General features: G+C 65.5%; 18 protein-coding genes. 4 read left to right on the top strand and 14 right to left on the bottom strand.

Going from position 1 to position 22,778, the window contains the following annotated elements:
* Positions 1-17 precede the first annotated feature (17 nt).
* Entirely contained in the window at positions 18-1,262 is a 1,245-nt protein-coding gene (locus tag KYT87_RS10880) for a hypothetical protein (protein ID WP_255594064.1), read from the top strand.
* Positions 1,263-1,282: 20 nt separating this feature from the next.
* On the opposite strand, the gene KYT87_RS10875 is transcribed toward KYT87_RS10880, so the two are convergent.
* The 9 genes from KYT87_RS10875 to ggt all read right to left on the bottom strand — a co-directional run bounded on the left by KYT87_RS10875 (position 1,283) and on the right by ggt (position 11,845).
* Positions 1,283-2,689, bottom strand: coding sequence for an MFS transporter (locus tag KYT87_RS10875; protein WP_120154930.1), 1,407 nt, complete (start codon positions 2,687-2,689; stop codon positions 1,283-1,285).
* Positions 2,690-2,696: 7 nt separating this feature from the next.
* Positions 2,697-3,401, bottom strand: a complete 705-nt coding sequence (locus tag KYT87_RS10870) for an SDR family oxidoreductase (protein WP_219992226.1) — start codon at positions 3,399-3,401, stop codon at positions 2,697-2,699.
* 115 nt (positions 3,402-3,516) lie between these two features.
* Complete coding sequence (locus tag KYT87_RS10865; protein ID WP_120154928.1) at positions 3,517-4,116, bottom strand: TetR/AcrR family transcriptional regulator; 600 nt, start codon at positions 4,114-4,116, stop codon at positions 3,517-3,519.
* A gap of 104 nt (positions 4,117-4,220) precedes the next feature.
* Positions 4,221-4,757 carry a YaeQ family protein gene (locus tag KYT87_RS10860; protein ID WP_046804620.1) on the bottom strand — a complete coding sequence of 179 codons (537 nt, stop codon included), beginning with the start codon at positions 4,755-4,757 and terminating at the stop codon, positions 4,221-4,223.
* A gap of 67 nt (positions 4,758-4,824) precedes the next feature.
* Positions 4,825-6,693, bottom strand: a complete 1,869-nt coding sequence (locus tag KYT87_RS10855; RefSeq protein WP_219992637.1) for a dipeptide ABC transporter ATP-binding protein — start codon at positions 6,691-6,693, stop codon at positions 4,825-4,827.
* A 14-nt stretch (positions 6,694-6,707) separates the two neighbouring features.
* On the bottom strand, positions 6,708-7,586 hold the full coding sequence (gene nikC, locus KYT87_RS10850; protein ID WP_046804619.1) for a nickel transporter permease: 879 nt from the start codon (positions 7,584-7,586) through the stop codon (positions 6,708-6,710).
* A complete protein-coding gene (locus KYT87_RS10845; protein WP_046804618.1) occupies positions 7,583-8,527 on the bottom strand; it encodes an ABC transporter permease in 945 nt (314 codons plus the stop codon). The genes nikC and KYT87_RS10845 overlap by 4 nt, the downstream gene beginning before the upstream one ends.
* Before the next feature lie 136 nt (positions 8,528-8,663).
* A complete protein-coding gene (locus KYT87_RS10840) occupies positions 8,664-10,178 on the bottom strand; it encodes an ABC transporter substrate-binding protein (RefSeq protein WP_046804617.1) in 1,515 nt (504 codons plus the stop codon).
* A 38-nt stretch (positions 10,179-10,216) separates the two neighbouring features.
* Positions 10,217-11,845 carry a gamma-glutamyltransferase gene (gene ggt / locus KYT87_RS10835; protein WP_046804616.1) on the bottom strand — a complete coding sequence of 543 codons (1,629 nt, stop codon included), beginning with the start codon at positions 11,843-11,845 and terminating at the stop codon, positions 10,217-10,219.
* A 113-nt stretch (positions 11,846-11,958) separates the two neighbouring features.
* On the opposite strand from ggt, the gene KYT87_RS10830 reads away from it, so the two are divergent.
* Positions 11,959-12,861: a LysR family transcriptional regulator gene (locus KYT87_RS10830; RefSeq protein ID WP_219992225.1), complete on the top strand. Its 903-nt coding sequence runs from the start codon at positions 11,959-11,961 to the stop codon at positions 12,859-12,861.
* A gap of 6 nt (positions 12,862-12,867) precedes the next feature.
* On the opposite strand, the gene KYT87_RS10825 is transcribed toward KYT87_RS10830, so the two are convergent.
* From KYT87_RS10825 to KYT87_RS10810, 4 genes are all read right to left on the bottom strand, one after another.
* A complete protein-coding gene (locus KYT87_RS10825; RefSeq protein ID WP_046804614.1) occupies positions 12,868-15,039 on the bottom strand; it encodes a phosphocholine-specific phospholipase C in 2,172 nt (723 codons plus the stop codon).
* A 35-nt stretch (positions 15,040-15,074) separates the two neighbouring features.
* A complete protein-coding gene (locus tag KYT87_RS10820; RefSeq protein ID WP_046804613.1) occupies positions 15,075-15,275 on the bottom strand; it encodes a hypothetical protein in 201 nt (66 codons plus the stop codon).
* A gap of 21 nt (positions 15,276-15,296) precedes the next feature.
* Complete coding sequence (locus KYT87_RS10815) at positions 15,297-17,279, bottom strand: alkaline phosphatase family protein (protein ID WP_219992636.1); 1,983 nt, start codon at positions 17,277-17,279, stop codon at positions 15,297-15,299.
* A gap of 180 nt (positions 17,280-17,459) precedes the next feature.
* On the bottom strand, positions 17,460-19,463 hold the full coding sequence (locus KYT87_RS10810) for a PhoX family phosphatase (RefSeq protein WP_219992224.1): 2,004 nt from the start codon (positions 19,461-19,463) through the stop codon (positions 17,460-17,462).
* 40 nt (positions 19,464-19,503) lie between these two features.
* On the opposite strand from KYT87_RS10810, the gene KYT87_RS10805 reads away from it, so the two are divergent.
* Positions 19,504-19,641 (top strand): hypothetical protein, encoded by a 138-nt coding sequence (locus tag KYT87_RS10805; RefSeq protein ID WP_219992223.1) that lies wholly within the window; start codon positions 19,504-19,506, stop codon positions 19,639-19,641.
* 292 nt (positions 19,642-19,933) lie between these two features.
* Here the strand turns inward: KYT87_RS10805 and KYT87_RS10800 are convergent, their stop codons facing one another.
* A complete protein-coding gene (locus KYT87_RS10800) occupies positions 19,934-21,913 on the bottom strand; it encodes a PhoX family phosphatase (protein ID WP_219992222.1) in 1,980 nt (659 codons plus the stop codon).
* Positions 21,914-22,312: 399 nt separating this feature from the next.
* Between KYT87_RS10800 and KYT87_RS10795 the strand changes: the two genes are divergently transcribed.
* The gene (locus KYT87_RS10795; RefSeq protein ID WP_219992221.1) at positions 22,313-22,759 is read left to right on the top strand and encodes a general secretion pathway protein GspC; all 447 of its coding nucleotides are present in this window, start codon (positions 22,313-22,315) and stop codon (positions 22,757-22,759) included.
* The last annotated feature ends 19 nt before the right edge of the window (positions 22,760-22,778 follow it).

Genomic DNA, 22,778 nt, shown 5'->3' with positions numbered 1-22,778 from the left:
CGCCCAATAGCCTGCCTATGCCGCACAGTTTTCACACCCCGCGTACTTCGCACCCCCTGCATATTTCGCGCAGCCGGCCTATTCCGCGCACCGCGCACGCCAGCCCCATCCCGCGTTTGTTGTTGCTGTTATGCGCGGCCGCGCCGATGTTCTTCGCCGCCCCGGCCCACGCCGCCTGCGGCCCGACCGAGACCGACTTCTCGGAGCCGTCCCCCCTGCCCGCCGTGCCGGTCACCCTGGCGCTGGACGATGAGCGCGTGCTGCTCGGCAAGCGCGGAGAACGGGTGCCGACCAACGGCAGGCTGGCCTGGATAGACGACAGCGGCGACCTGATGCCGCACACCTGGGCGGACAAGGTCGACTGGTCCGCTTACCGCGCCGGCAACAAGGTGGCGGGCTCCGCGCCCACGCGGCTGTACTTCGACGCCGACGGGCGCCTTTGCCGCATAGAGCGCTATCGGCCAATACGCGGCAAGGCCGTGCTGGACGGCGGCTTTACGCTGGCGTACGACGCCACCGGCGCATTGAAGGCTTATACCGAATACGGCGAGGCCGGCGCATCCGGCGATCAACCCTACCAGCCAACGCGTCGCGCGTGCGTGCAGCGCGACGCCCAAGGCCGGCTGACGGCGTTTATCGACGACGGTTGTAGCCTCGGCAGTGCCGGCAGCACTGCCAGCGCCACGACCGGCACCACCACCGGCGCCAGCCGTCACTATGTGCGCGATACGTCCGGCGGCTTGCTGCGCGTGATCGATCTGGCGTCACCGGGGCAGCCCGTGGCCGTTCAGACCGTGGATGCGCAGGGCAAGCCCGGGCCGCGTTACGTTCTTCAGACCCTTGGCGACTTCGCGCCGGGCGGCGATACGCTGGCCGCCTATGCCGCGCCGCCCGGCAAACCGTCTGATCGATTGTTCCCCGTGCATCGCGATGCGCTGGCGGCGCTGCCCGTCGACGTGCCGGACAACCCGTGGCGCGTTGTCCGCATCAAGGACGACGTGCCGCCGGACGACGACATGCTGTCCTGGGACCCCGACGCGCAGACCGTGCTGGCCGAAGGCGCGCAAAGCACGCCCGGTGGCGCGATCCTGACGCCGGCTCAACAGCAAGCGGTATGGCAAGCGATGGGGGAACACCCATGGCGCGTGTACTTCTACCGGGACCCGGCAAGCCGCGTCATGCTGCTGCCCGCCATGCCACCGGAAAAGTGGAAGGCATGCAGCGACCCGGCCAACCCGGCCCCCGACGCCTGCGCAAGCTGAGGATCGGCCCGCCCGGCCGGTCAGCCCTTGCCCGGCCGCGTATCGACTGCCAAACACAGCAACGCCGTCACCAAGGCCAGCGCCACATGCCCCACATACAGCGGTGAAAACGCCGCATGGTTCACCGCGCCGTGCCCCAGCAACAGCACCGTGATCGCCACCCCCATCACGCCGCCGATCTGCCGCGTGGCCTGGTTCACGGCGCTGCCCACCGCGTAGTGCTGCGCCGGTAAACGGCTGACCGCCGCCGCCGACAAGGACGGCAGCACCATGCCCACGCCGATGCCGCTAAGCAACAGGCCCGGCAACCATTGCGTCAGATAAGCCGGCTGCTCGCCCGGCACCAGCAAGAACCACAGGCCGCTCGCCGCGTAGATCAGCGCCCCCGTCACCAGGAACGGCCGATGGCCCAGACGCGCGGCCAGCCGCCCCGTCAGGATCGCCGTGGGCACCACCAGCAAAGGCCCCGGCGTTACCGCCAACCCGGCACGCGGCAGGCTGTACTGCCACACCCCGGTCATGTAGAAAAAGAACGCAAAGAACATCATCGCGAACGCGATGCCGAAGCTCAACGTCGCCAGGTTCACGTAGCGATACGTGCGATGCGAAAACAGCGACAGGTCCACCAGCGGATGCGGCGTCGCCCGCGCCCACGCCACGAACGCGCCCAACGACACCACGCCCACCGCCGCCACCACCCCCAATTCCAGCCGGCTCCATGAAGGCGATTCCGACTGCACCGTCGCCAACGCCAGCGCACCCACCGCCAACATCAACAATGTCATGCCCACGCCATCCACCCGGCGGCGCGCGTCCGGCTTGACCGATTCACGCAGCAGCCCCGCCCCAAACCACAGCGACAGCGCGCCCAACGGCAAGTTGATATAAAACGCCCACGGCCAACCCGCCGCGTCCACCACGAACGCCCCCAGGCTGGGGCCGACCGCCGCCGCCAGACCACCCACCGCGCCCCACAGGCTGACCGCCACCGCGCGCTTGGACACCGGAAACGCCGCCAGCACAATCGACAGTGACGCCGGCGTCAACAACGCCGCGCCTATCGCCTGCAACACGCGCGCGGCAATCAGCCAGCCCACGCTGCCCGCCAAGCCACACGCCGCCGACGCGGCCAGGAACAACACCACCCCCATCATGAACATGCGCTTGCGCCCATGCGTGTCCGCCAACCCGCCCGACGGAATCAACATCGCGGCGTACACCACCGTGTAGGCGTTCAGCACCCACGACATATCCGCGGCGGACGCCTCGGGAAAGCCCGCCCGCAACGCGCCGAACGCCGCATACAACATCGTGCCGTCCAGCGACACCAGAAACACCGCAATGCTGGCCACCCAGAACACCGGCCACGGCGAAGCCGCCACCGGTTCGGCCGCGGGCGACGTAGAAGAATGAGTCGTAGCGTGCATGACAGCCTTAGCCCCGCGCCTGCAAGTACACCGCCGGGTTGGCGGACAAGCCCTGCTTGACCTGACGCGCCACCGCATCGGCCAGCACTTCCTCGGCGCCCTTTTCCAAGCCGTCAAACGCTTGCACCACGATGTCTTGCGGCGTGGACTTCGGCGCGTCGATGCCCTTGGTGAAATCGGTATCGACAAAGCCCATGTGCAGCCCCAAGACCTGCGTCCCTTGCCCACGCAGATCATGGCGCAGCCCGTTCGTCATCGCCCACGCGGCTGACTTGCTCATCGCATACAAACCCAGCGGCTGCCCATTGACCCAGCTGGCCACCGACAGCACATTCAGCAACGCCCCGCCGCCATTGGCGCCCAGCACCGGGGCAAAGGCCTGCGCCACACGCAATGACCCGTACAGGTTGACCTCCAGATGACGTTGGGCCGATTCGATTGCATCCGCATCCAGAAAACCACCCAGCGCCGCGATGCCCGCATTGTTGATCACCAAGGTCACGTCCGTGGCCAGCGCCGCTGCCGCCGCCACATCGGCCGCGTTCGTCACGTCCAGCTTGATGGCCTGAACGCCCGGCAACGTCACCATGGACGGGTCCCGCGCCCCGGCGTAGACCTTGCGCGCCCCCCGCGCCAAGGCTTCGCGCGCAAACGCCAGGCCAAGCCCACGATTGGCGCCGGTAATCAAAACGACTGCATTCTTTAAATCCATGATGATTTCTCGATAAGGCCTGCACACCGCTGGTGACAGAAGGCACAAATATGACGATCATCATATTTGTGTCGGATAAAAGGGCCGCGCATGGCGGCCCTTGGAAATGTGGGATTCAGTGCGCCGGGCCGACTGCCTTGCGCTCGTACTGATCCAGAATCGATTGGCGCGCCGACGCCAACACCGCCCGCCCGTCATCGTTATCGCCCAACGCACGCGCCAGCTGCAAGGCGCCCACCATCGTGCTGGTCACCGCCACCGCCGCATGCTCGCCCGCCTCCGCCGGCAACACCGCCCGCACCGCTTGTATCAGGCGCTGCACACGCACCGCCGACACCTCGCGCACTTCGGTCGACTGACGCGGCATCTCGGACGCCAGCGCCGCTACCGGGCAGCCGCTTTCGCAGCCTTTCAGATGCGCATCGCCCAGATACGCTTCCACCCACGCACGCAGCGTGCTGGCCCCCTCGGCCTCGCGCCGGGCCACGCTTTGCTTCATCCGCGCCGCGCCGTCGCTGCCCGCCCGCTCCATCGCAGCGGCCAGCAACGCATCACGCGATGGGAAGTGCGCATAGAACCCGCCATGCGTCAGCCCCGCTTCCTTCATGATGTCCGCCACGCCCACCCCGGCGTACCCCTCTCGCCGGATCGCGCGCGCGGCGGCGTCAACGATCCGTTCGTGGGAAAGCGCTTTGCGGTTGGATGGGCCAGGCATGATCGGGCTTCTGAAATATGATGATCGTCATATTAGTCCCGCAAAAAAGCGGCGAGCAAGAAAAATCGCCGGAAAATGTGTAACGCCGGGTTCAGGCGCAGCGCTTAGCGCCACACCTCGGGCTCGATGCTGACCTCGCCCTTGTCGGCCGAGAAATACACGATGCCATCAGAAATGTTTGCATTCAGCTGCATGGTGCGTTCCGCCAGCTTCGCCAGCGCCCGGCTCTGCTCCGAAGGCAGATTCACCACCTTCAGGTTGCGCGTGCGTTCCAGCTTGTTGCGTACGCCGTCCCACCAGATCTTGCTGGCAGACCCGCCGTAGCAATAAACGATGACCTCGTCCGCCCGCCCACAAGCGCGCAAGATGCGCCGCTCTTCCGGCTGCCCGACCTCGATCCACAGCTTGACCGCCCCCGTCAGATCCTTGACCCACAGGTCGGGCTCATCGGTATCGCTCAGCCCTTTGGTAAACGCCAGGTCTTCCTGCGCATGCAACGCAAACGCCACCAGCCGTACCATCATCCGTTCATCGGTCTCGGAGGGATGACGCGCCACCGTCAGCGCGTGGCTGCCGTAGTAGTGGCGGTCGGTATCGGCAACGTTAAGTTCGGCCTTGTAGATAGTGGCGCGCAGGGCCATGGCAAAAATCCGTATAAGAAAGGGCAAATAGCGTGAAGCCCGCCATGATACCGCCTGCGCACATTCGTCAATAAACCCCGACCGAATGCCGGGCCACAAAATGCCCCTCTCCGACGGCCACCAACGGCTCCACCAGCGGATCGTCCCCCAGCTTTCTCATCGGGCTGGGAATCTCATCCACCAGCAACGACCTCTCGCGATGCCGCCTTTGCGGATCCGCGATCGGCACCGCCGCCATCAGCTTTTTCGTATAGGGATGCTGCGGATTTTCGAAGATGGCCCGGCGCGGTCCGATCTCGACGATCTGCCCCAGATACATCACCGCCACCCGATGGCTCACGCGTTCCACCACCGCCATGTCATGCGAGATAAACAGGAACGACACCCCCAATTCCCGTTGCAGATCCAGCAGCAAATTCACGATCTGCGCCTGAATCGACACATCCAGCGCCGACACCGACTCGTCGGCAATCACCACCTTCGGGTTCAGCGCCAATGCCCGCGCAATGCAGATCCGTTGACGCTGCCCGCCGGAGAACTCATGCGGATAGCGGTCGATCATTTCAGGCAGCAAGCCGCACTTATCCATCAGCCAGCGCACCCGTTCTTGCGCCGCCTTGCCCTTGGCCACGTTATGAATCAGCAGCGGTTCCATAATGGAATAGCCCACCGTCATGCGCGGATCCAGCGACGCAAAGGGGTCCTGGAAAATGAACTGAATGTGCTGGCGCAGCGTCTGCATCGCGCTACCGCGCAACGCCCCGATATTCTTGCCGTCGAATTCAATCGTGCCGCTCTTGCTCTTGACCAGCTGCAACAGCGACCGACCCGTCGTCGTCTTCCCGCAACCCGACTCACCCACCAGCGACAAGGTCTCGCCCGGGTACAGATCAAAGCTGACCTTCTCCACCGCATGCACGCGCTTCTGCACGCGTCCCAGAATGCCGCCCGTGATGTCGAAACTGGTCGTCAGATCCCGCACCTTGAGCACCGGGCCATTCTCGCGACGCACCGTTGACGGCGCCGCCACCGGCGCATCCACCAGCGCCGCCGGGTTTGCCACATGCGCCGCCTCTTCCACCTTCAACAGCGGAAACGGCGCCGGCTCGTCCGTGCCATGCATCGCGCCCAAGCGCGGCACGGCCGACAACAACGCCCGCGTATACGCATGCCGCGGCCGCGCAAAAATCTCGTCCGAGCCGCCCTCTTCCACCTTGTCGCCGCGATACATCACCAGCACACGGTCGGCCACTTCCGCCACCACGCCCATATCGTGCGTGATGAAAATCACCCCCATGTCCATCTCTTCTTGCAGCTGGCGTATCAGTTGCAGAATCTGGGCCTGAATCGTCACGTCCAACGCCGTCGTCGGCTCATCCGCAATCAGCAATTGCGGCTTGCACGACAACGCCATCGCAATCATCACCCGCTGCCGCATGCCCCCGGACAACTGGTGCGGATAACGGTCAAGAATCGCGCGCGCCTCGGGAATTCGTACCCGTTCCAGCATCCGCAACGTTTCCGCCCGCGCCGCCGCCGCGTCCAGCCCCTGGTGCAACTGCAACGCCTCGGCAATCTGGTTGCCCGCCGTAAAGCTGGGGTTAAGCGACGTCATCGGCTCCTGAAAAATCATCGCCACGTCCGCGCCACGCACTCGTTGCAGCGTCGTGTCGGGCGCATGCGCCAGGTCCAGCACCTCGCCGTTGCGGCGGCGCAGGAACATATCGCCATTGACGATCTTGCCACCGCCGTATTCCACCAGCCGCATCAGCGCCAGCGACGTCACCGACTTGCCCGAACCGGACTCGCCCACAATCGCCAGCGTCTCGCCGCGATCAACGTGGAACGACACATTGCGCACCGCTTCCACCGTGCGTTCGGGCGTCTTGAAGCGCACCGTCAGGCCGCTGACATCAACGACGCGTTTGGGATCCATTGTTGCCATAGTCATTACTTTTCCTGACGCGGATCGAGCGCGTCGCGCAACCCGTCGCCCAGCAGATTGAAGCCCAGCACCACCAGGAAAATGGCCGACCCGGGGAAGATCGACATCCAGGGCGCCTGGGTCATGAAGTTCTTGGCCGTGTTCAGCATCGAGCCCCACGACGGCGTCGGCGGTTGCAGGCCCAGCCCCAGGAACGACAGGCTGGCCTCGGCAATGATCGCCGTGGCGATGGTGATCGTGGCCTGCACGATCAGCGGCGGCATCACGTTCGGGAACACGTGCCGGCCAATGATGCGCAAGTCCGACGCGCCCAACGCCCGCGCGCTTTGCACATAGTCTTCGTTCTTGACGGCCAGCACCTGCCCGCGCGTCAAGCGCACAAACTTCGGCGCGGCCGACACCCCGATGGCGATCATCGCGTTTGTCAGGCTGGGCCCGAGGAAGGCGGCCAGCGCGATGGCCAGGATCAGGAACGGAATCGCCAGCAACGCCTCCGTGGCGCGCGAAATGATGCTGTCCGTCCAGCCACCGAAGTAGCCGGCGGCCAAGCCAAACGGCACCCCGACCACCAAGGCGATCAACACCGACACCAGGCCCGCCATCAACGACGCCCGGGCGCCATAGACCATGCGGCTGAAAATGTCGCGACCCAGCTCGTCCGTGCCCAGCCAGTACGACGCCGACGGCGCCTTGCGGATGGTGGTGAAGCTGGTCTGCAAGGGGTCGTGGTTGGCGATGAACGGCGCCAGCACGGCCAACAGCACAAAGAACGCGACGATGGCCAGGCCCAGCATCGCGATGTGATTACGTTTGAATTTTCCCCAGGCGCGGTTGCGGCTGCGGGGCGGCGTGACGGCAGCGGCCGTTGCAGTATTTGCGCTCATGAGTGCCTCAGGCGGGGGTTGACCAGGATGTAGAGAATGTCGGCCAGCAGGTTCATCAGAATGAAGCCCACCGCCACGCAGAGCACCACGCCCTGCACCACCGCGTAATCACGCGTGAACACCGCGTCCACCACCAGCTTGCCGAACCCCGGAATCGTGAAGACCTGTTCCGTCAGCACCGCACCGGCCAGCAATTCGCCGAACAGCAGCGTCACCAGCGTCACGATCGGCATCAACGCATTGCGCAGCGCGTGGCGCAACACTACCTGGCGCGGCGACACGCCCTTGGCGCGCGCCGTGCGTACGTAGTCAGCCGACAAGGCTTCCAGCATCGACGAACGCGTATGCCGCATCAGGTACGCCGCGATGGCCGTGGACAGCACCAGCGACGGCATCAGCATGGTCTTGATCGACAACCAGAAATCTTCGGCGGGCGACACATAGCCCGATGCCGGCAGCAGCTTCCATTGCACCGACACCACCATGATCAGGATGATGCCCAGCCAGAAGTTGGGTATCGACATGCCGGAGAGCGCCGCGATGTTCGCCCCCATTTCAATCGGCTTGCCCTTGCGCACCGCGGCGACGATCCCCATGGGAATGCCGACCAACAGCGCAAAGAACATCGCCATGGCGGCCAGTTGCAAGGTCACCGGCAGCTTTTGCGCGATCAGCGTCGTGACCGGCACGTCGGTGCGCAGCGACTTGCCCAGGTCGCCTTGCAGCACCTGCCCGGCCCACGCCGCGTACTGCATCGGCAAGGGGTCGTTCAGGCGGTATTTGTCGCGCAGATAATCCAGGACGGCCGGGTCGCGCTCTTCGCCGGCCAGCGTCAGCACCGGGTCGCCCGGCAGGATTTTCTGCAGCATGAAGACGATCATCGACACCAGTATCAGTGTCGGTATCGCGACGATCACGCGGCGCAAGATGAGTTTAAGCATGTGGGAAAAACCGTATAACAGGAACGGCGGACGGCATCAGGCCTGCATCACCTGGCGCGCGTCCGCCGCAAAAAGCCAAAGGACGCGTTGCCGCGTCCAACGCGCGCGGCAGCCCTGGGGCCGCCGCGCCTCGTTCTTACTTCTGGGCGAACGTCACGCCCTTCAGGCGGATCATGCCATCCGGGTACGGCGTGAAGCCCTTGACCTTCTTGCCCATCGCGAAAGGCCACGGCTGGTAGTAGTTATACACGCCGGGCAGTTCGTCCTGGATGATGGTCATCGCCTGCTCGTAGATGGCCTTGCGGCGCGTCTCGTCAGGAACGGTGCGCGCTTCGTTCAGCAGCTTGTCCACTTCCGGGTTGCAGTAGTGGCCGTCGTTCAGCGCGCCCTTGCACGTCACGAAGGCGTAGATATTGCCGTCCGGGTCCACCCGGCCCGACCAACCCAGCATGACGATCTGGAAGTTGCCGCCCGACGCTTCCTTTTGCAGCGCCGCGTACTCCGTGGGGCGCAGCGACAGGTCAAAGCCCGCCTCGGACGCCATCGCCTGCACAATCTCGGCAATCGACGAGGTGGTCGTGTTGTTGCCGAACACCAGTTCCGCCTTCACGCGATCCATGCCGGCCTGCTTGAGCAGCGCCTTGGACTTCGCCACGTCGCGCTGGGTGACGGGGAATTTGTCGCTGTGATAGGGGCTTGCGGGCGGGAACGGCTGCTGCGCGGGTTCAAAGATGCCGCCGCCGGCCACTTCGTTGATGGCGTTGCGGTCGATGGCGTACTGGAACGCCTGACGCACCAGCTTGTTCTTGAACGGGTTGTCTTCGGCGCGCTTGCCGTTGCCCACGTTGAACATGAACTGCTGGAAGCCCAGGCCGGCCACCGGCGCGAACGTCAGGCTGGCGTCGGTCTTGACTTGCGGCGCGTCGGACGGGTTCAGGCGTTCAAGCATGTCCAGGTCGCCCGCGCGCAGGTTCGACAGGCGCACCGTCGTGTCGGGGATCGGCAGGAAGGTGACGCGCTTGAACGCGTAATCCTTGGCGTCGTAGTACTGGTCGAATTTTTCCAGCACGATGCGGTCGTTCTGGATGCGTTCAACGAACTTGTACGGACCCGAGCACACGGGCTTGCGGCCCACGGCGGCCACGTCGGCGTCGGTGAAGGTCTTGGGCGACAGCATCATGCCGGCGCGGTCGGACAGTTGCGCCAGCAAGGTGGCGTCCGGCTTCTTCAAGGTCAGCACCAGCGTCGTGGCATCAGGCGCGTCCACTTTTTCAACCGAGCCCAGTTCGCCCTTGCGCAGGCTGTCCGGCAGCGTCATCGCGCGTTCCAGGTTGGCCTTGGCGGCGGCGGCGTCGAACTTCGAGCCGTCATGGAACAGCGCGTCGTCGCGCAGCTTGAAGGTCAGCACCTTGTTGTCCGGGCTGAACGACCACGAGGTGGCCAGTTGCGGCACAAAGTGCAGCTTGGGGTCGATGTCCACCAGCTTGTCGCACAGCGACGTGAACACGATGCGGCCCACGTAGGTGCGGGCGCGGTGCGGGTCCAGCACGTCCGGATCTTCCTGCAGGCCGATGCGGATGTTCTGCGCGCACGCGGCGCCGGCGGCAAGCGCCAGCAGGCTGGCGCCGAAGGTCAAGGTCAAGCGTTTCATTGTGAGTTTTCCCCTTGTAGCTTGCGAGCGGTTTGGTCTTAGAAGCCGACCGCCTGGCCGTCGCGACGGCTGTCGCTGGCGGCGACGTAACCCAGTTCGTTGTCGTTTTCCGACATGCGCCAGATGAATTGGCCGGCGCCGAAGTCCATGTACGGATCGTCAACGGACTTCAGAGCATGCCCCAGGTCTTTCAGGCCCGCAATGGTGGAAGCCTTCATATTGGTCTCGATGTCCAGCGTGAAGTCGCGGTTGACCTTCCAGCGCGGCGCGCAGCACGCGGCCTGCGGGTTCTGGTGGTAGTCGATCATGCGCACAACCGTCTGCATATGGCCTTGCGGCTGCATGTCGCCACCCATCACGCCAAAGCTCATCACCGGCTTGCCGCCGCGCGTGAGGAAGCCCGGGATGATGGTGTGGAACGGGCGCTTGCCGCCTTCCACCACGTTGGCCGACTTGGGATCCATCGAGAAACCCACGCCCCGATTCTGCATGCTGATGCCCGTGCCCGGCACGACCACGCCCGATCCGAAGCCCATGTAGTTGGACTGGATGAACGAAATCATCATGCCGTTTTCGTCGGCGGCGGTCAGGTAGATCGTGCCGCCTGCATGCGGGCGGCCCGCTTCGAAATGGGTGGCCTGGTCCAGGCGGATCAGCTTGGCGCGGCTGTCCAGGTAGGCGTCCGACAGCATCTGTTCGGGCGTCACCTGCATGGCGCGCGGGTCGGCCACGTACTTGTACAGGTCGGCAAACGCCAGCTTCATGGCTTCGATCTGGATGTGCTGCGACTGCACGGAATCCACGGGGATGTCCGACATATCGAAGCGTTCCACGATGCCCAGCGCGATCAGCGCGGCAATGCCCTGGCCGTTCGGCGGGATCTCGTGCAGCTCGTAGCCACGGTACGACTTGGAAATGGGCTTGACCCAGTCCGGGCGGTAGTTGCGCAGGTCTTCCAGCGTCATCGCGCCGCCGCATTCCTTGCTGAAGGCGGCGATACGTTCGGCCAGTTCGCCTTCGTAGAAGTCGCGGCCCTTGGATTCGGCGATGCGGCGCAGCGTGTTGGCGGCATCCGGAAAGCGGAAGTGTTCGCCGACCTTGGGCGCGCGGCCCTCGGGCATGAAGGCGGCGGCGTAGCCGGGTTGCGACTTCAATTCGTCAGCGGCGGCGGCCCATTTGTGCGCCACCACCGGCGGCACGGCATAGCCGCGCTCGGCAATTTCGATGGCGGGTTCGAACAGTTGTTCAAACGGCAGCTTGCCCAGCTTTTCGTGCAGCGCGGCCCAGCCGGCCACCACGCCCGGCACCGTCACGGCGTCCCAGCCGCGCTTGGGCTGGATGGCCAGGCCATCCGGGCCCGTGCCGTACTTGGCCTTGAAGTATTCGGTATTCCAGGCTGCCGGGGCCACGCCCGACGAATTCAGGCCATGCAATTCCTTGCCGTCCCAGACGATGGCAAAGCAGTCGCCGCCCAGGCCGCAAGACACCGGTTCCACCAGCACGATGGTGGCGGCGGCGGCAATGGCCGCATCAACGGCGTTGCCGCCCTTGAGCAGCATGCGCAAGCCCGCCTGGGCCGCCAGCGGGTGCGACGTGGACACCACGTTGCGCGCGAACAGCGGAATGCGTACGGAAGGATACGGATTGACCCAGTCGAAGGTTTTCATGGCTTGTCTCTAAACGGTCTGAACGGTTAAGCAGGCGAAGGTACTCTCGTGATCTAATTAAATCAATTTGATTTTTTGTTCCGTCATAAAAGAAATTTTTATGGATCACGGCGATGAGCACCATCCGGTTTTTACGCACTTTCCTGGCCGTCGCGCACCATGGCTCTTTTTCCGAAGCGGCCGAGCAGGTGGCGCTGACCCAGGCCGCCGTCAGCTTCCAGATGCGTTCGCTGGAAGCCGAACTGGGCCGGGAACTGTTCGACCGTAGCGGTCGACTTGCCATTCTTAACGCAGCTGGCCGCGAATTGCTACCCGAAATCAAGCATTTGCTGGATTTATACGACCGGATGCGGCTGCCCCGAACCGTGCCGGGCGAACTGGCCGGGTCGGTGTCGGTGGGCAGCATCGTGTCCTGCATGGGCACCTTGTCCAAGGTCGTGTCCGGGCTGAAAAAAGCGCACCCCAAGCTGGACGTGCGCATTTTGTCGGGCAAGGCCAGCGAACTGGCCGGCAAGGTCGAAGACGGCGAGCTGGACGCGGCCTTTCTGGTGGAAGCCGGCCGCAAGATGGCCAGCACGCGCTGGACCCCGCTATATGAAGAACAGCTGGTGGTGATTGCGCCGGCGTCAGCCACCGGCAAGGACGCCCGCCAGGTGCTGGCCAACAACCCCTTTCTGCGCTTTGACCGCACGCAGCGCACCGGCTTGCAGATTGACCGGCTGCTGCGCCGCCTGGCGGTGCCGATCAATGAATTCCTGGAACTGAACGCCATCGAAACGCTGGTGGAACTGGTGCGCCAGGAAGTCGGCGTCACCCTGCTGCCGCTGATCAACGGGTCCAACTGGCAGCACAGCCCCGAACTGCGCATCCTGACGCTGCCGCAAGATTTAGGCCCGCTGTCGCGGGCCATCGGGATGCTGGAACGGCGCGAACACGCGCGCCAGAGCATTACGGCGGCGATCTGCGAAGCCTGCGCCACGGCCTTCCGGGCGCGCGAACCGCAAACCGCCGCGTAAGGCTACTTACATGCCCATCGCCGGATCGGTGACGGACGGCTTGCCCGTTTCGACGCGGCCGGCGAAGCGGCGCAAGTAGGACGGGTCTTGCGCCAGGCGGGCCGTGAAGTCGTACCAGTGGCCGCTGCCTTCCAGCGCCCAATGTTGTTCGACCTTGCTGCCGGCCGGCACGGTCAGCGTCCAGCGCTCGTTATTGCTGTAGTAGGCGTTGGGCGTGACTTCGAACGTGCAGGCGTCCTTGCCGCTGTTGATGAAGCTGACATAGACGTCGCCATTGGCGATGTCATAGCAGACTCGGATTTCCGGGTCCAGCTGCGACGTGCGGGCCAGCGCCAGGTCGCCCGCGAAATGCCGGTGATAGCCGTTGGGGCCCAACACCCACAAGTCGTACTTGCCGCCGTCGGCCGCCGTGTCCCAGCTGCCTTCCAGCTGCTTGCCCGGTTCCACGGTATAGCGGCGCGGCAGGCGGTCCAGGTGCAGGCGGTCATACACATGGAAAACCGCCGCCTGCTTGCCCGTGTTGGAAAACAGCAGCCACATGTTGCCGGTGGTGGGCTGGCTGCGGCCGCTGGTGTGCAGCTCGTAGGGCAAGGCGCGCGAATAACGCACGCCCTGCTCCTGCACCGGCTTGGCCTGCGTCGTCGTGTCGGGCAAGGGCACGGCGGTCAGCGCCTGCTGGTCGGCGCGCAACTGGTCGGCGCCGGACCGGGTCAGGATATTCAGGTCGGGCAGCTTTTCATCGTTGGGCGTGGCGAAGTTGAAGGCGGACGTCAGGTCGCCCAGCACGGCGCGGCGCCACGGGCTGATGTTGTCTTCCGGCACCCCAAAGCGCGCTTCCAGGAAGCGCAGCACCGAGGTGTGGTCGAACGCCTGGGAATTGACCCAGCCGCCACGGCTCCACGGCGACACCACGTACATCGGCACGCGCGGGCCGGGGCCATAGACGCGGTTGTCGGCCGCGTCTTGCGCCGAGGCGTGCGTGTGGCGATCCAGGTCGGTGTTGACGGTGGACGCGCCGGCCATCGAGCCGTCGGGGTTCAGCGACGGCGCGGCGGGCGACGGCACGTGGTCGAAGTAGCCGTCGTTCTCGTCGAAGTTGATCAACAGGACGGTCTTGCTCCAGACGTCGGGGTTGGCCGTCAGCGCGTCCAGCGTTTCCTGGATGTACCACGCGCCCTGCACCGGGCTGGACGGGCCGGGGTGTTCGGAATACGTGGCGGGCGCCACGATCCACGACACCTGCGGCAAGGTGCCGTTGTTGACGTCATCGCGCAGCGATTGCAGGAAGCCGCCGTCGGGCATGGTGTTGGCCGTGCCCTTGTACAAGGGGTTGGCGCCGTCCATGCTGGGCGTCCAGGCTGGGTACGGCGAACCGTCGGCGGCGTTGCCCGCCTGTTCGTTGGCGCGGCGGTATTGCTGGAAACCGGCCAGCGAGTTGTCGCCGAAGTTCTCGGGCAGGTTCTGGTAGACCTTCCAGCTGACGCCCGCCTTTTGCAGGCGTTCGGGATACGTCATCCAGGTCCAGCCGGTGGTGGACGCGCCCAGGCTGTCCCACTGGTTGCGGGTCGACGGGCCATTGCCTTGGGCCAGCGGGTCGTTGGTGCCGGTCCACAGGAACAGGCGGTTGGTGTTGGTGCCGCCGTGGGTGGAACAGTGGTAGGCGTCGCACAGCGTAAAGGCTTCGGCCAGCGAAAACTGGAATTCCACCTCTTTCTGGCGGTAATAGCCCATGGACTGGTTCTGCTTGTAGCGCGGCCACTGATCCATGCGGCCGCCGTCCCAGGCCATCTGCGCGTCCATATAGTCGTGCGGCGTGCCGGACACGCGCTGGGCATTGCCCTGCGTGCTGTCCAGGTGATACGGCATCACCACGCGAGTGCCGTTGGTCTGTTCCCACACCGAACGGTTCTGCGGCAGCGGGATCGTCATGCGGTCGCCAAAACCGCGCACGCCCTTGTACGTGCCGAAGTACATGTCGAACGAGCGGTTCTCCTGCATCAGGATCACCACGTGTTCGACGTCGTTGATCGTGCCGGTGCGGTTGTTGGCGGGAATGGCCAGCGCGCGGCGGATGGCGGGCGGGAACATCGACAGCGCGGTCAGGCCGGCAGTGGATGCGGCGGCATTGCGCAGGAAGCGGCGCTTGCCGGCGTGGATCGGGTCTTTTTCGGACTTCACGGATGCTATTCCTAGTGATCGATAAGAAGCGCGGCTCAGGGCGCGCAACGCAGTTCGGGCTTGGCCGGGGTCGGCGGCGTCACCGGCGTTTCGGTGCCGCCGTTGCCGGGCGTGCCGGCGCCGTTATCCGGCTTGCTGTCATCGCCGTCGTCGCCGCCACACGCGGCCAGGGCCGCGGTCAACATCAGCACCGCGCCGGCGCGCACGAAACCGCGCAATATCAGGGACTTGCTCATGGTTTTTCTATCCTTGCCACATCAGGGAAACAGGTCGGAAACGGACTTGCCGGACAGCGCCAGGGACTTCACTTCCGTCTCGGTCAGGGCGCGCGACCAGAAGGCCAGGTCGTCAAAATTCATCGTGTACGGGCCCTTGGTGCCGGCGCAGCAGATGCCGTAGGTGCCCTTGCCGTCTTCGTTCAGGCCGATGTGCGGGCCGAACAGGCCGGCCACTTGCGCCAGGTTCACCGAGCCCGTGGTCACGTTGCGCCGCAGGAAGCCGATTTCGCTGTCGTACACGTACGCCGTCATCATCTTGGCGGGCTTGTCGATGGTCATGGCGATGTACACGGGCTTGTTCGGCGTGAACTTGATGCCGTTGATATCGGCGCGCACGCCGCCACCGGCCACGTTGAAGCGCAGCTCGGGGCCGGCCCACTGGGCGATGGTGATACCGGGGTTGCCGCCCGAGTTGTAGTCCTTGTTGCCCAGGATCGAGCGGTCGTTCGCCGTGCCGTCCGACTGATACCAGAAGCCGATGGTGAACACGGACACGCTGTCCAGCATGCCTGCCGGGTAATCCAGCTTGAACGCGCCCAGGGCGGCCGAGCCACGCTCGTTCTGGAACATCTTGCCGAACACGCCGCCGTCCGCGAACGCGGGCGCCTGTACGCCGTCATACGGGGTGATCGCGCCGCCGCCTGCTGCAACGTCGGTCAGATTGCCTTCAAACGGAAACAGCATCGTCAGCCCCGTGCGCAGTGACGCCAACAGCGGCACCGGCTTGGCATACACCACCGACGCATGCGTGGCGCTGCTGGCGCGGCCCGCCGACACGGTGTAGTTCAGCGTGTGCACGCCTTCCGTGTCGAACGTGAAACCGCTGTCGGTATAGGTGGCGTCGGTGCCGGGCAAGCGCGCAACTTCCACGCCGTCGCGGCTGACCACGATCTGGCCGTCGGGTTCGCCCACGCGCACCCAGGACAGCGTCACGCTCTTGTTGTCCATGGACGTGCGGGCCGACAGGCGGCGCAGCGCCAGGGCTTCGGACAAGGGCGTGCCCGCCATGTCGTACTGGCCGGCGGCGGGCAAGGCGCCCAGGTGCGCCAGCATCGTGGGGGCCACGTCGGCGGCGCTGGGCAGCGCGTACCAATTGCTGTCCCACGCGCCGTCGAACGAGGCGTCATCCGCGCTGCCGCCCAACATTGTCGGCTGGTTGCTGGCCAGGAAGATGGTCTTGTTCGGGGACAGGGGCAGGCCATCGGCCACGCCGGTCTTGCCCAGGCCGTGGCTGGAGGCCACCACCATCAGCCAGTTCTCGTTCGGATGCGCCGCGCGACGCTCGGCGATCTGCTTGGCCAGCACGCCGATGGCCGCGTCCGTCTGGCGGATAACCGCATCGTAGTTGCCGGTAAAGCCGTTGTCCGAGGCCGCGCGTTCGGGTGCGCCGAACTGCGCAACCACCACGTCGTAGCCTTCGGTGATGCGGTCGCGCGCTTGCGAAGCCACGCAATCGTCCACGCCCGCGCAGTCGGTCAGGGTTTGCAGGTAGCCCGCGTCGCGATCGCCGCCGACCAGGCCGGCCAGCAACGGCGAATTGAATGCGCCGGCCGTGCGCGCCTCGGGGTGCGCCAGCTTGACGCGCTGGAACAGGCTGGCCGCCTTCATCCCCTGCCCGGCCGCGTTGGAGCGCACGCCGTGTACGTCCGCCCACTGGCCTGTCAACAAGGTGGCCCAGCCGGGCGCGGACAGCGTCGGCTGCTGCGTCACGTCGCCGGTCACGCCGCCCGTCCAGGCGCGGGTTGCGGTCAACTGGCCGATGTTGGCCAGGGACTTGTCGGCCACGCCACGGCGCATGGCGTCATAGGTCAGGCCGTCCACGCCGATGAACAGCACCTTGTCGGCGCGCGGCGCGGCGGGTTCGCTGACCGGCGGTTGCGTGGGCGGCGGCGGCGCGGTCGTGCCGTCATCGTCGTCATCACTGCCCCCACAGCCGACCAATGCGCTGGTGGCCAGCAACATGGCGCACCATTTTCTCCAATCCATTGTTCTCATGCTTCTCTTCTCGTTTCATGAACACGGTTTACGCTGCGCACAGTGTGGCGAGCGAACGTGAAAGGCCCATGAAACAAAGAGCAGAAAGCTTGATCGACGGATCAGGAATTTTTGCAAGGCGGCGGGCGGCGCCGCCTTGCCACGGACTCAGGCGTTGATCTTCACCGCCGTCAGATATCCGACCGAGGCGCCCCGGCCGTTGCGGTACTTGGCCTTGACCAGCGGCTCCAGCACCGGGCGCACCACATCATGCACGTCGTTCCAGTCCGCCGTGTGCTGAAAATTGCTGGTGATGTAGGTCCAGCCATTGATGTCGTCCACCGCGTGCAGCCCCGTGGATTCCGCCGCCACCGGGCAGGACAACAGGCGCGACAGCACCCGCGTATCGACGTTGAACGCCCACAGGAAACTGTTGACGCGGCCCATGCTGTCTTCGCCCACGAACAGCGTGCGCAGTTTCTCCGAGAACTTCAGGTTGTCGGGGTTGGATATCCGGTCGCTGCGGTGGCGGTTGCCCAAGGCGTCGGGCGCGGCCAGCATCGCGCCCACCAACTCGGGCACCGCGCCCATGTCCACCGGCACCCACTCGCTGTCGATGCGCTGCCCGTCCGTATCCACTTGCCCGGCTTGCAGCCGCAGTTGATAGACCGCGCCCGCGTCCGGGCCTTCTACGTGCAGGTGCGGCGAGGTGCCGTCCACCATGGACGTTTCGATGTGCGCCATCGCGGTGTACGCGATCTTGTCCTGGGCGTTTACCGTGGTGCCCTCCATCTTGGTGAAGGCCAGCGTGCCGCCCACCAGTGCCGCGTAGCGGTGCGTTTCCAGGAATGCCGCGGCTTGGCGGCGGCCGGGCTTCAGACGCACCCAGTTGTTCTTGCCGTCAAACCGAATGCGGGTGTAGGCGGCATTCTTGGGGTCCGCCGTGCGCACGTCCATGATGTCGGCGGCGACCAGGTCGTCGGCCAGTTCCTTGACCTCGGCGCTGGTGGCATGGCCCAGCCGGATCCAGGTCAGCGTCCCGGCGCCGGGCCCCGTGCCTGATGTCTGCGTCCAGCGGGCCACGTACAGCGTGCCCGAGGACAGATCCGCGCGGCGGTCCGCCACGAACATGAACAGCCCGCCGTTGGTGGCGTCGTCGCCCATCAAGGCGGTGCGCTGGTCGGGCATGATCTGCACCAGTTCATGCGAGATGCGGCCCATGCAGTAGTGTTTTTTGATGCTGCCGGTGCCGTCCGGCTGCACGGTGATTTCGGGCAGGTGGCCGTAGTGATAGGGGTTGGCGCGGCGGGCGTCGCCATACAGGTGGCGGCTGAACGCGCGGAACGACGCCGAGGTGCGCGCCGTGGTGGCGTCGGGCTCGTATTCTTCGCTGGATAGATGCGTGTTCCACGGCGACAGGCTGGCGCCACAGGTGACCCACAGGCCATGCACCGGCGCGGTGTCCACGTTGCTGTAGCGCACCAGGGTCAATTGGCCGGTTTGCAGGTTTTGCGACAGCGTCAGCACCGCGATGGGCGATGGCAGCCGCGCCCACATGTCCTGGCCGGCCCGATCGCGCGACAGATATTCGAACTGCACGACGGCGTAGACGGTGGCGGTTGCCGGTTTGGTGACGGTGGGCGGACCCGTTGCGCCGTCGGCCTCGCCAAGCGGGCCGGCCAGCGTCAGCAGCGACATGCCATCCGGGCAGTCCGAAAAGAACGGGCGCGCGCGGCCGGGCACGGACGTATCCATGATGGGCGCGCCATGGATGTCCAGATAGCCGCCCGCCAGCACCATGCCGCCCTTGCCGTCCGGCACGCGGTCGCCGGTCATGAAGAAAGCCTCGTAGCCCAGTTGCACGCGGCGCCGCGAGCCATCGGCAAACACCAGGTCCATCGCGGATTCCACCGTCGTGCGCGCCATGCCTTCCGGCTCGGACAGGCCGGGCGCGGGCATGGAGATGAATTCGGCGGATACGAACGGCGCGGCGCCCGGCGTGGCGACGGATGGCCGGGCGATGGGTTTGGTGCTTGGCAACGCGGGGGTGCCGTCCTCAGAGGCTCGCGCGGGGTGGCCGGCCAACAAGCTTGCCGCGCCCAGCGGCAGCATGGGCGCGCCGGCCAGCATCTTCAATAGTCGGCGACGCTCTGTGTGATCAGGATTTTTCATGTGAACGCTCCCAGGTTCAAAGCCGAACAACGAACCGGCAATGCGCGGACAGACGCTGGCGAAGGCGCGGGTGCAGGTGCAGGTGCGGGTGCAAGTGCAAGTGCGGGTGCGGGTGCGGGTGCGGGTGCGGGTGCGGGTGCGGGTGCGGGTGCGGGTGCGGGTGCGGGTGCAAGCCTAATTGCAAGCCCGACCGCAACGCCACCGCAACGCCACCGCAAACGCAATCACGCCTGGCAGCGCATGCCGGAAGACGCATCAACTGCATCAGGCAAGCCTGACGCCGCCGAGTGTAGGAGCGAGCCGACGCGGACATGGCCGGCGTTACACCTGTGAAATGATTGCCGATGCCCACAATGCATAAGGGACCGGCTAGCCGGTCCCTTATGTCTTCCCTTACGCCGCGCGGCATCCCGATGGGCGATGCCGCGCCCCGGCGTGCGGGCTATTGGCGGTTGCGTTGCGCCTGGCGCTTACGCGCCGATCTTCACGCCGGTCAGGTAGCCCACCGCCGCGCCAAAGCCGTCCTTGTAGTTGGCCTTGACCAGCGGCTCCAGCGTCGGGCGCACCACCGCGTGCACGCTGCCCCAGTCGGCCGCGTGCTGGAAGTTGCTGGTGATGTAGGTCCAGCCGTTGATCTCGTCCACCGCCTGCAAACCGGTGGATTCCGCCGCGACCGGGCACGACAGCAACCGCGACAAGGCCTTGGTGTCGATGTTGTAGGCCCACATGAAGTTGTTGACGTGGCCGCCGCTGTCCTCGCCCACGAACAGCGTGCGCAGCTTTTCCGAAAACTTCAGGTTATCGGGGTTCGAGATGAAGTCGGCGTTGTGCGTGTTGCCCAGCGCGTCGGGCGTGGCCAGCGGCTTGCCGATCAGTTCCGGCACGGCCGCCATGTCCACCGGCACCCATTCGCTGTCGATGGCGCCGCCGTCGGTATCGGCCTGACCCGCTTGCAGATGCAGCTGGTACACCGCGCCGGCCGAGTTCGCTTCCACCTTCAAGCCCGGCACCTTGCCGTCGATCATCGACGATTCAATGCGCGACATCGCGCTGTACGCGGTCTTGTCCTTGGCGTTGACGGTGGTGCCTTCCATCTTCGTGAAGGCCAGCGTGCCGCCCACCAGCGCCGCATAGCGGTGCGTTTCCAGGAACGCGGCGGCCTGGCGGCGGCCGGGTTGCAGCTTGACCCAGTTGTCCTTGCCGCTGTAGCGGATCTTGGTGAACGAGGCGTCGGCCGGGTCCGTCGTGCGCACGTCCATGATGTCGGCGGCCGTGAGCTGGTCGGCCAGTTCCTTGACCTCGGCGCTGGTCGCATGACCCAGCTTGATCCACTTCAACGTGCCGGCGCCCGGGCCCGTGCCCGACGTCTGCGTCCATTGCGCCACGTACAACGTACCGGCCGACAGATCCGCCGCGCGGTCGGCCACGAACATGAACAGGCCGCCGTTGGTGGCGTCGTCGCCCATCAGCGCGGTGCGCTGGTCCGGCATCATCTGCACCAGCTCGTGCGAGATGCGGCCCATGCAGTAGTGCTTCTTGATCGTGCCGGTGCCATCCGGGTGCACCGTTACTTCCGGCAGGTGGCCGTAGTGGTACGGGTTGGCCTTGTTGGGGTCGCCATACACGTTGTTGCTGTAGGCCTGGAACGAGGCCGTCGTGCGTGCCGTGGTCGCGTCAGGCTCGTATTCTTCGCTGGACAGATGCGTGCCCCACGGCGACAGGCTGGCGCCGCAGGTGATCCACAGGCCATGCACCGACGAGGTGTCCACGTTGCTGTACTTCACCAGGCTGAGCTTGCCCGTATTCGGGTCTTGCGACAGCGTCAGCACGGCGATGGGCGACGGCAGCAAGCCGTACATGTCGTTGCCGGCCTGGTCCATCGACTGGTATTCAAACTGCACCACCGCGTACACGGCGTTGCCCGCCACGCCCGGCACCGTGGTGGGCGCGGACAAGGCCAGCAGCGAGGTGCCGTCGGGGCAGTTCGAGAAAAACTGGCGCGCGCGGGCGGGCACCGAGTTGTCCATGATGGGCGCACCGGCCAGGTTGAAATAGCCACCGGCGACGGCGGTGCCGCCCTTGCCGTCGGGCACCGTGTCGCCGGTAATGAAGAACGGTTCGTAGCCCAGCTGCACGGTCCGCTTGGAGCCATCGCTGAACGTCAGCGCCATGGCGGAGCTGACGGTCGTGCGCGCCATCAGTTCGGGGTTGGCCAGCGTGGGCGCGGCCATCGGGGTGAACGATGCCGACGTGAACGTCACCGGTGCGGGCTGCTGCGTGCCGGGGCCGGGATTGGGCTGCGGATTGCCCGTGGCGTCATCGTCATCATCGTCGCTGGAATTACAGCCGGCCAGCAACGCAGCCATGCTGACGCCGCCAATCGGCAGCATCGGCGCGCCTCCCAGCATCTTCAGGAGTCGGCGGCGATTGGCTTGATTCGTGTCTTGCATGCGGGTTCCCATTGGATCGGATGAATGCCCGGCCATTGAGGCCGAGCGGTGCCCGCATGCTAGATAGGCGGCGTGTAATCACAATGACAGAAAGCTGTACGCAAGCTGAATCGACACGGCCGGTATGCATCGCGGGATTGTCACGAAGCGCCGCTATAGTCAGGCGCGTTGCTTCACGATTCGCCGCATCGCCGCTTCACCGCATCACCGCATTGCCGCATTACCGCATTACCGTTTCACCCCATCACCGCATTGCCGCATTACCGCATCGCCGCATCACCGCTGCACCGCTGCACCGCTACCCCGCTTCACCGCTTCACCGCTTCACCGCTTCACCGCTTCACCGTTCCAACGCTTATCCGTTCCACCGCCTAACCGCCCAACCGTTTCCTGTTCGCCATGCCTCTGTCGTTTCGCCCCACCCTGCCCTCCGCCCCCGCCACGCTGCGCGTGATTGCCGTGCTGGCATTGGCCGCCGGCTTGGGGGTGTGGGCGTCAATCTTGCTGGCCCCGCGTCCGGGCGCGCTGCCGCCCGCCGTGTCCGCGGCCCCGCCGCGCGCGGCCGACAACACGCCGGTGGCGCTATGGTTTGGCAAAGATGAAGTGATGCGCACGCAGATCAGCGTGCTGGGCCTGATCGCGGCCGGCCCGGATGGGGCGGCGGTGCTTAGTGTGGATGGTGGCCCGCCACTGGCGTGGCGCGCCGGCGCCGAAGTGGCGCCAGGCATCGTGCTGCGCGATATCGCAGTAGACGCCGTGACGGTCGAGCAAGGGGGAAGATTGAATCGCCTGGCAACGCCCGCCGCGTTGGCGGCGCCAGCGGGCATTACGCAGGGAAAAGAATGATGCGGGGTTGCAGACCCGC

It is taken from the genome of Achromobacter sp. ES-001, from assembly GCF_019448355.1.
Lineage (GTDB): Bacteria > Pseudomonadota > Gammaproteobacteria > Burkholderiales > Burkholderiaceae_B > Achromobacter > Achromobacter spanius_B.
This window is presented reverse-complemented; position numbering and strand designations above follow the sequence as displayed.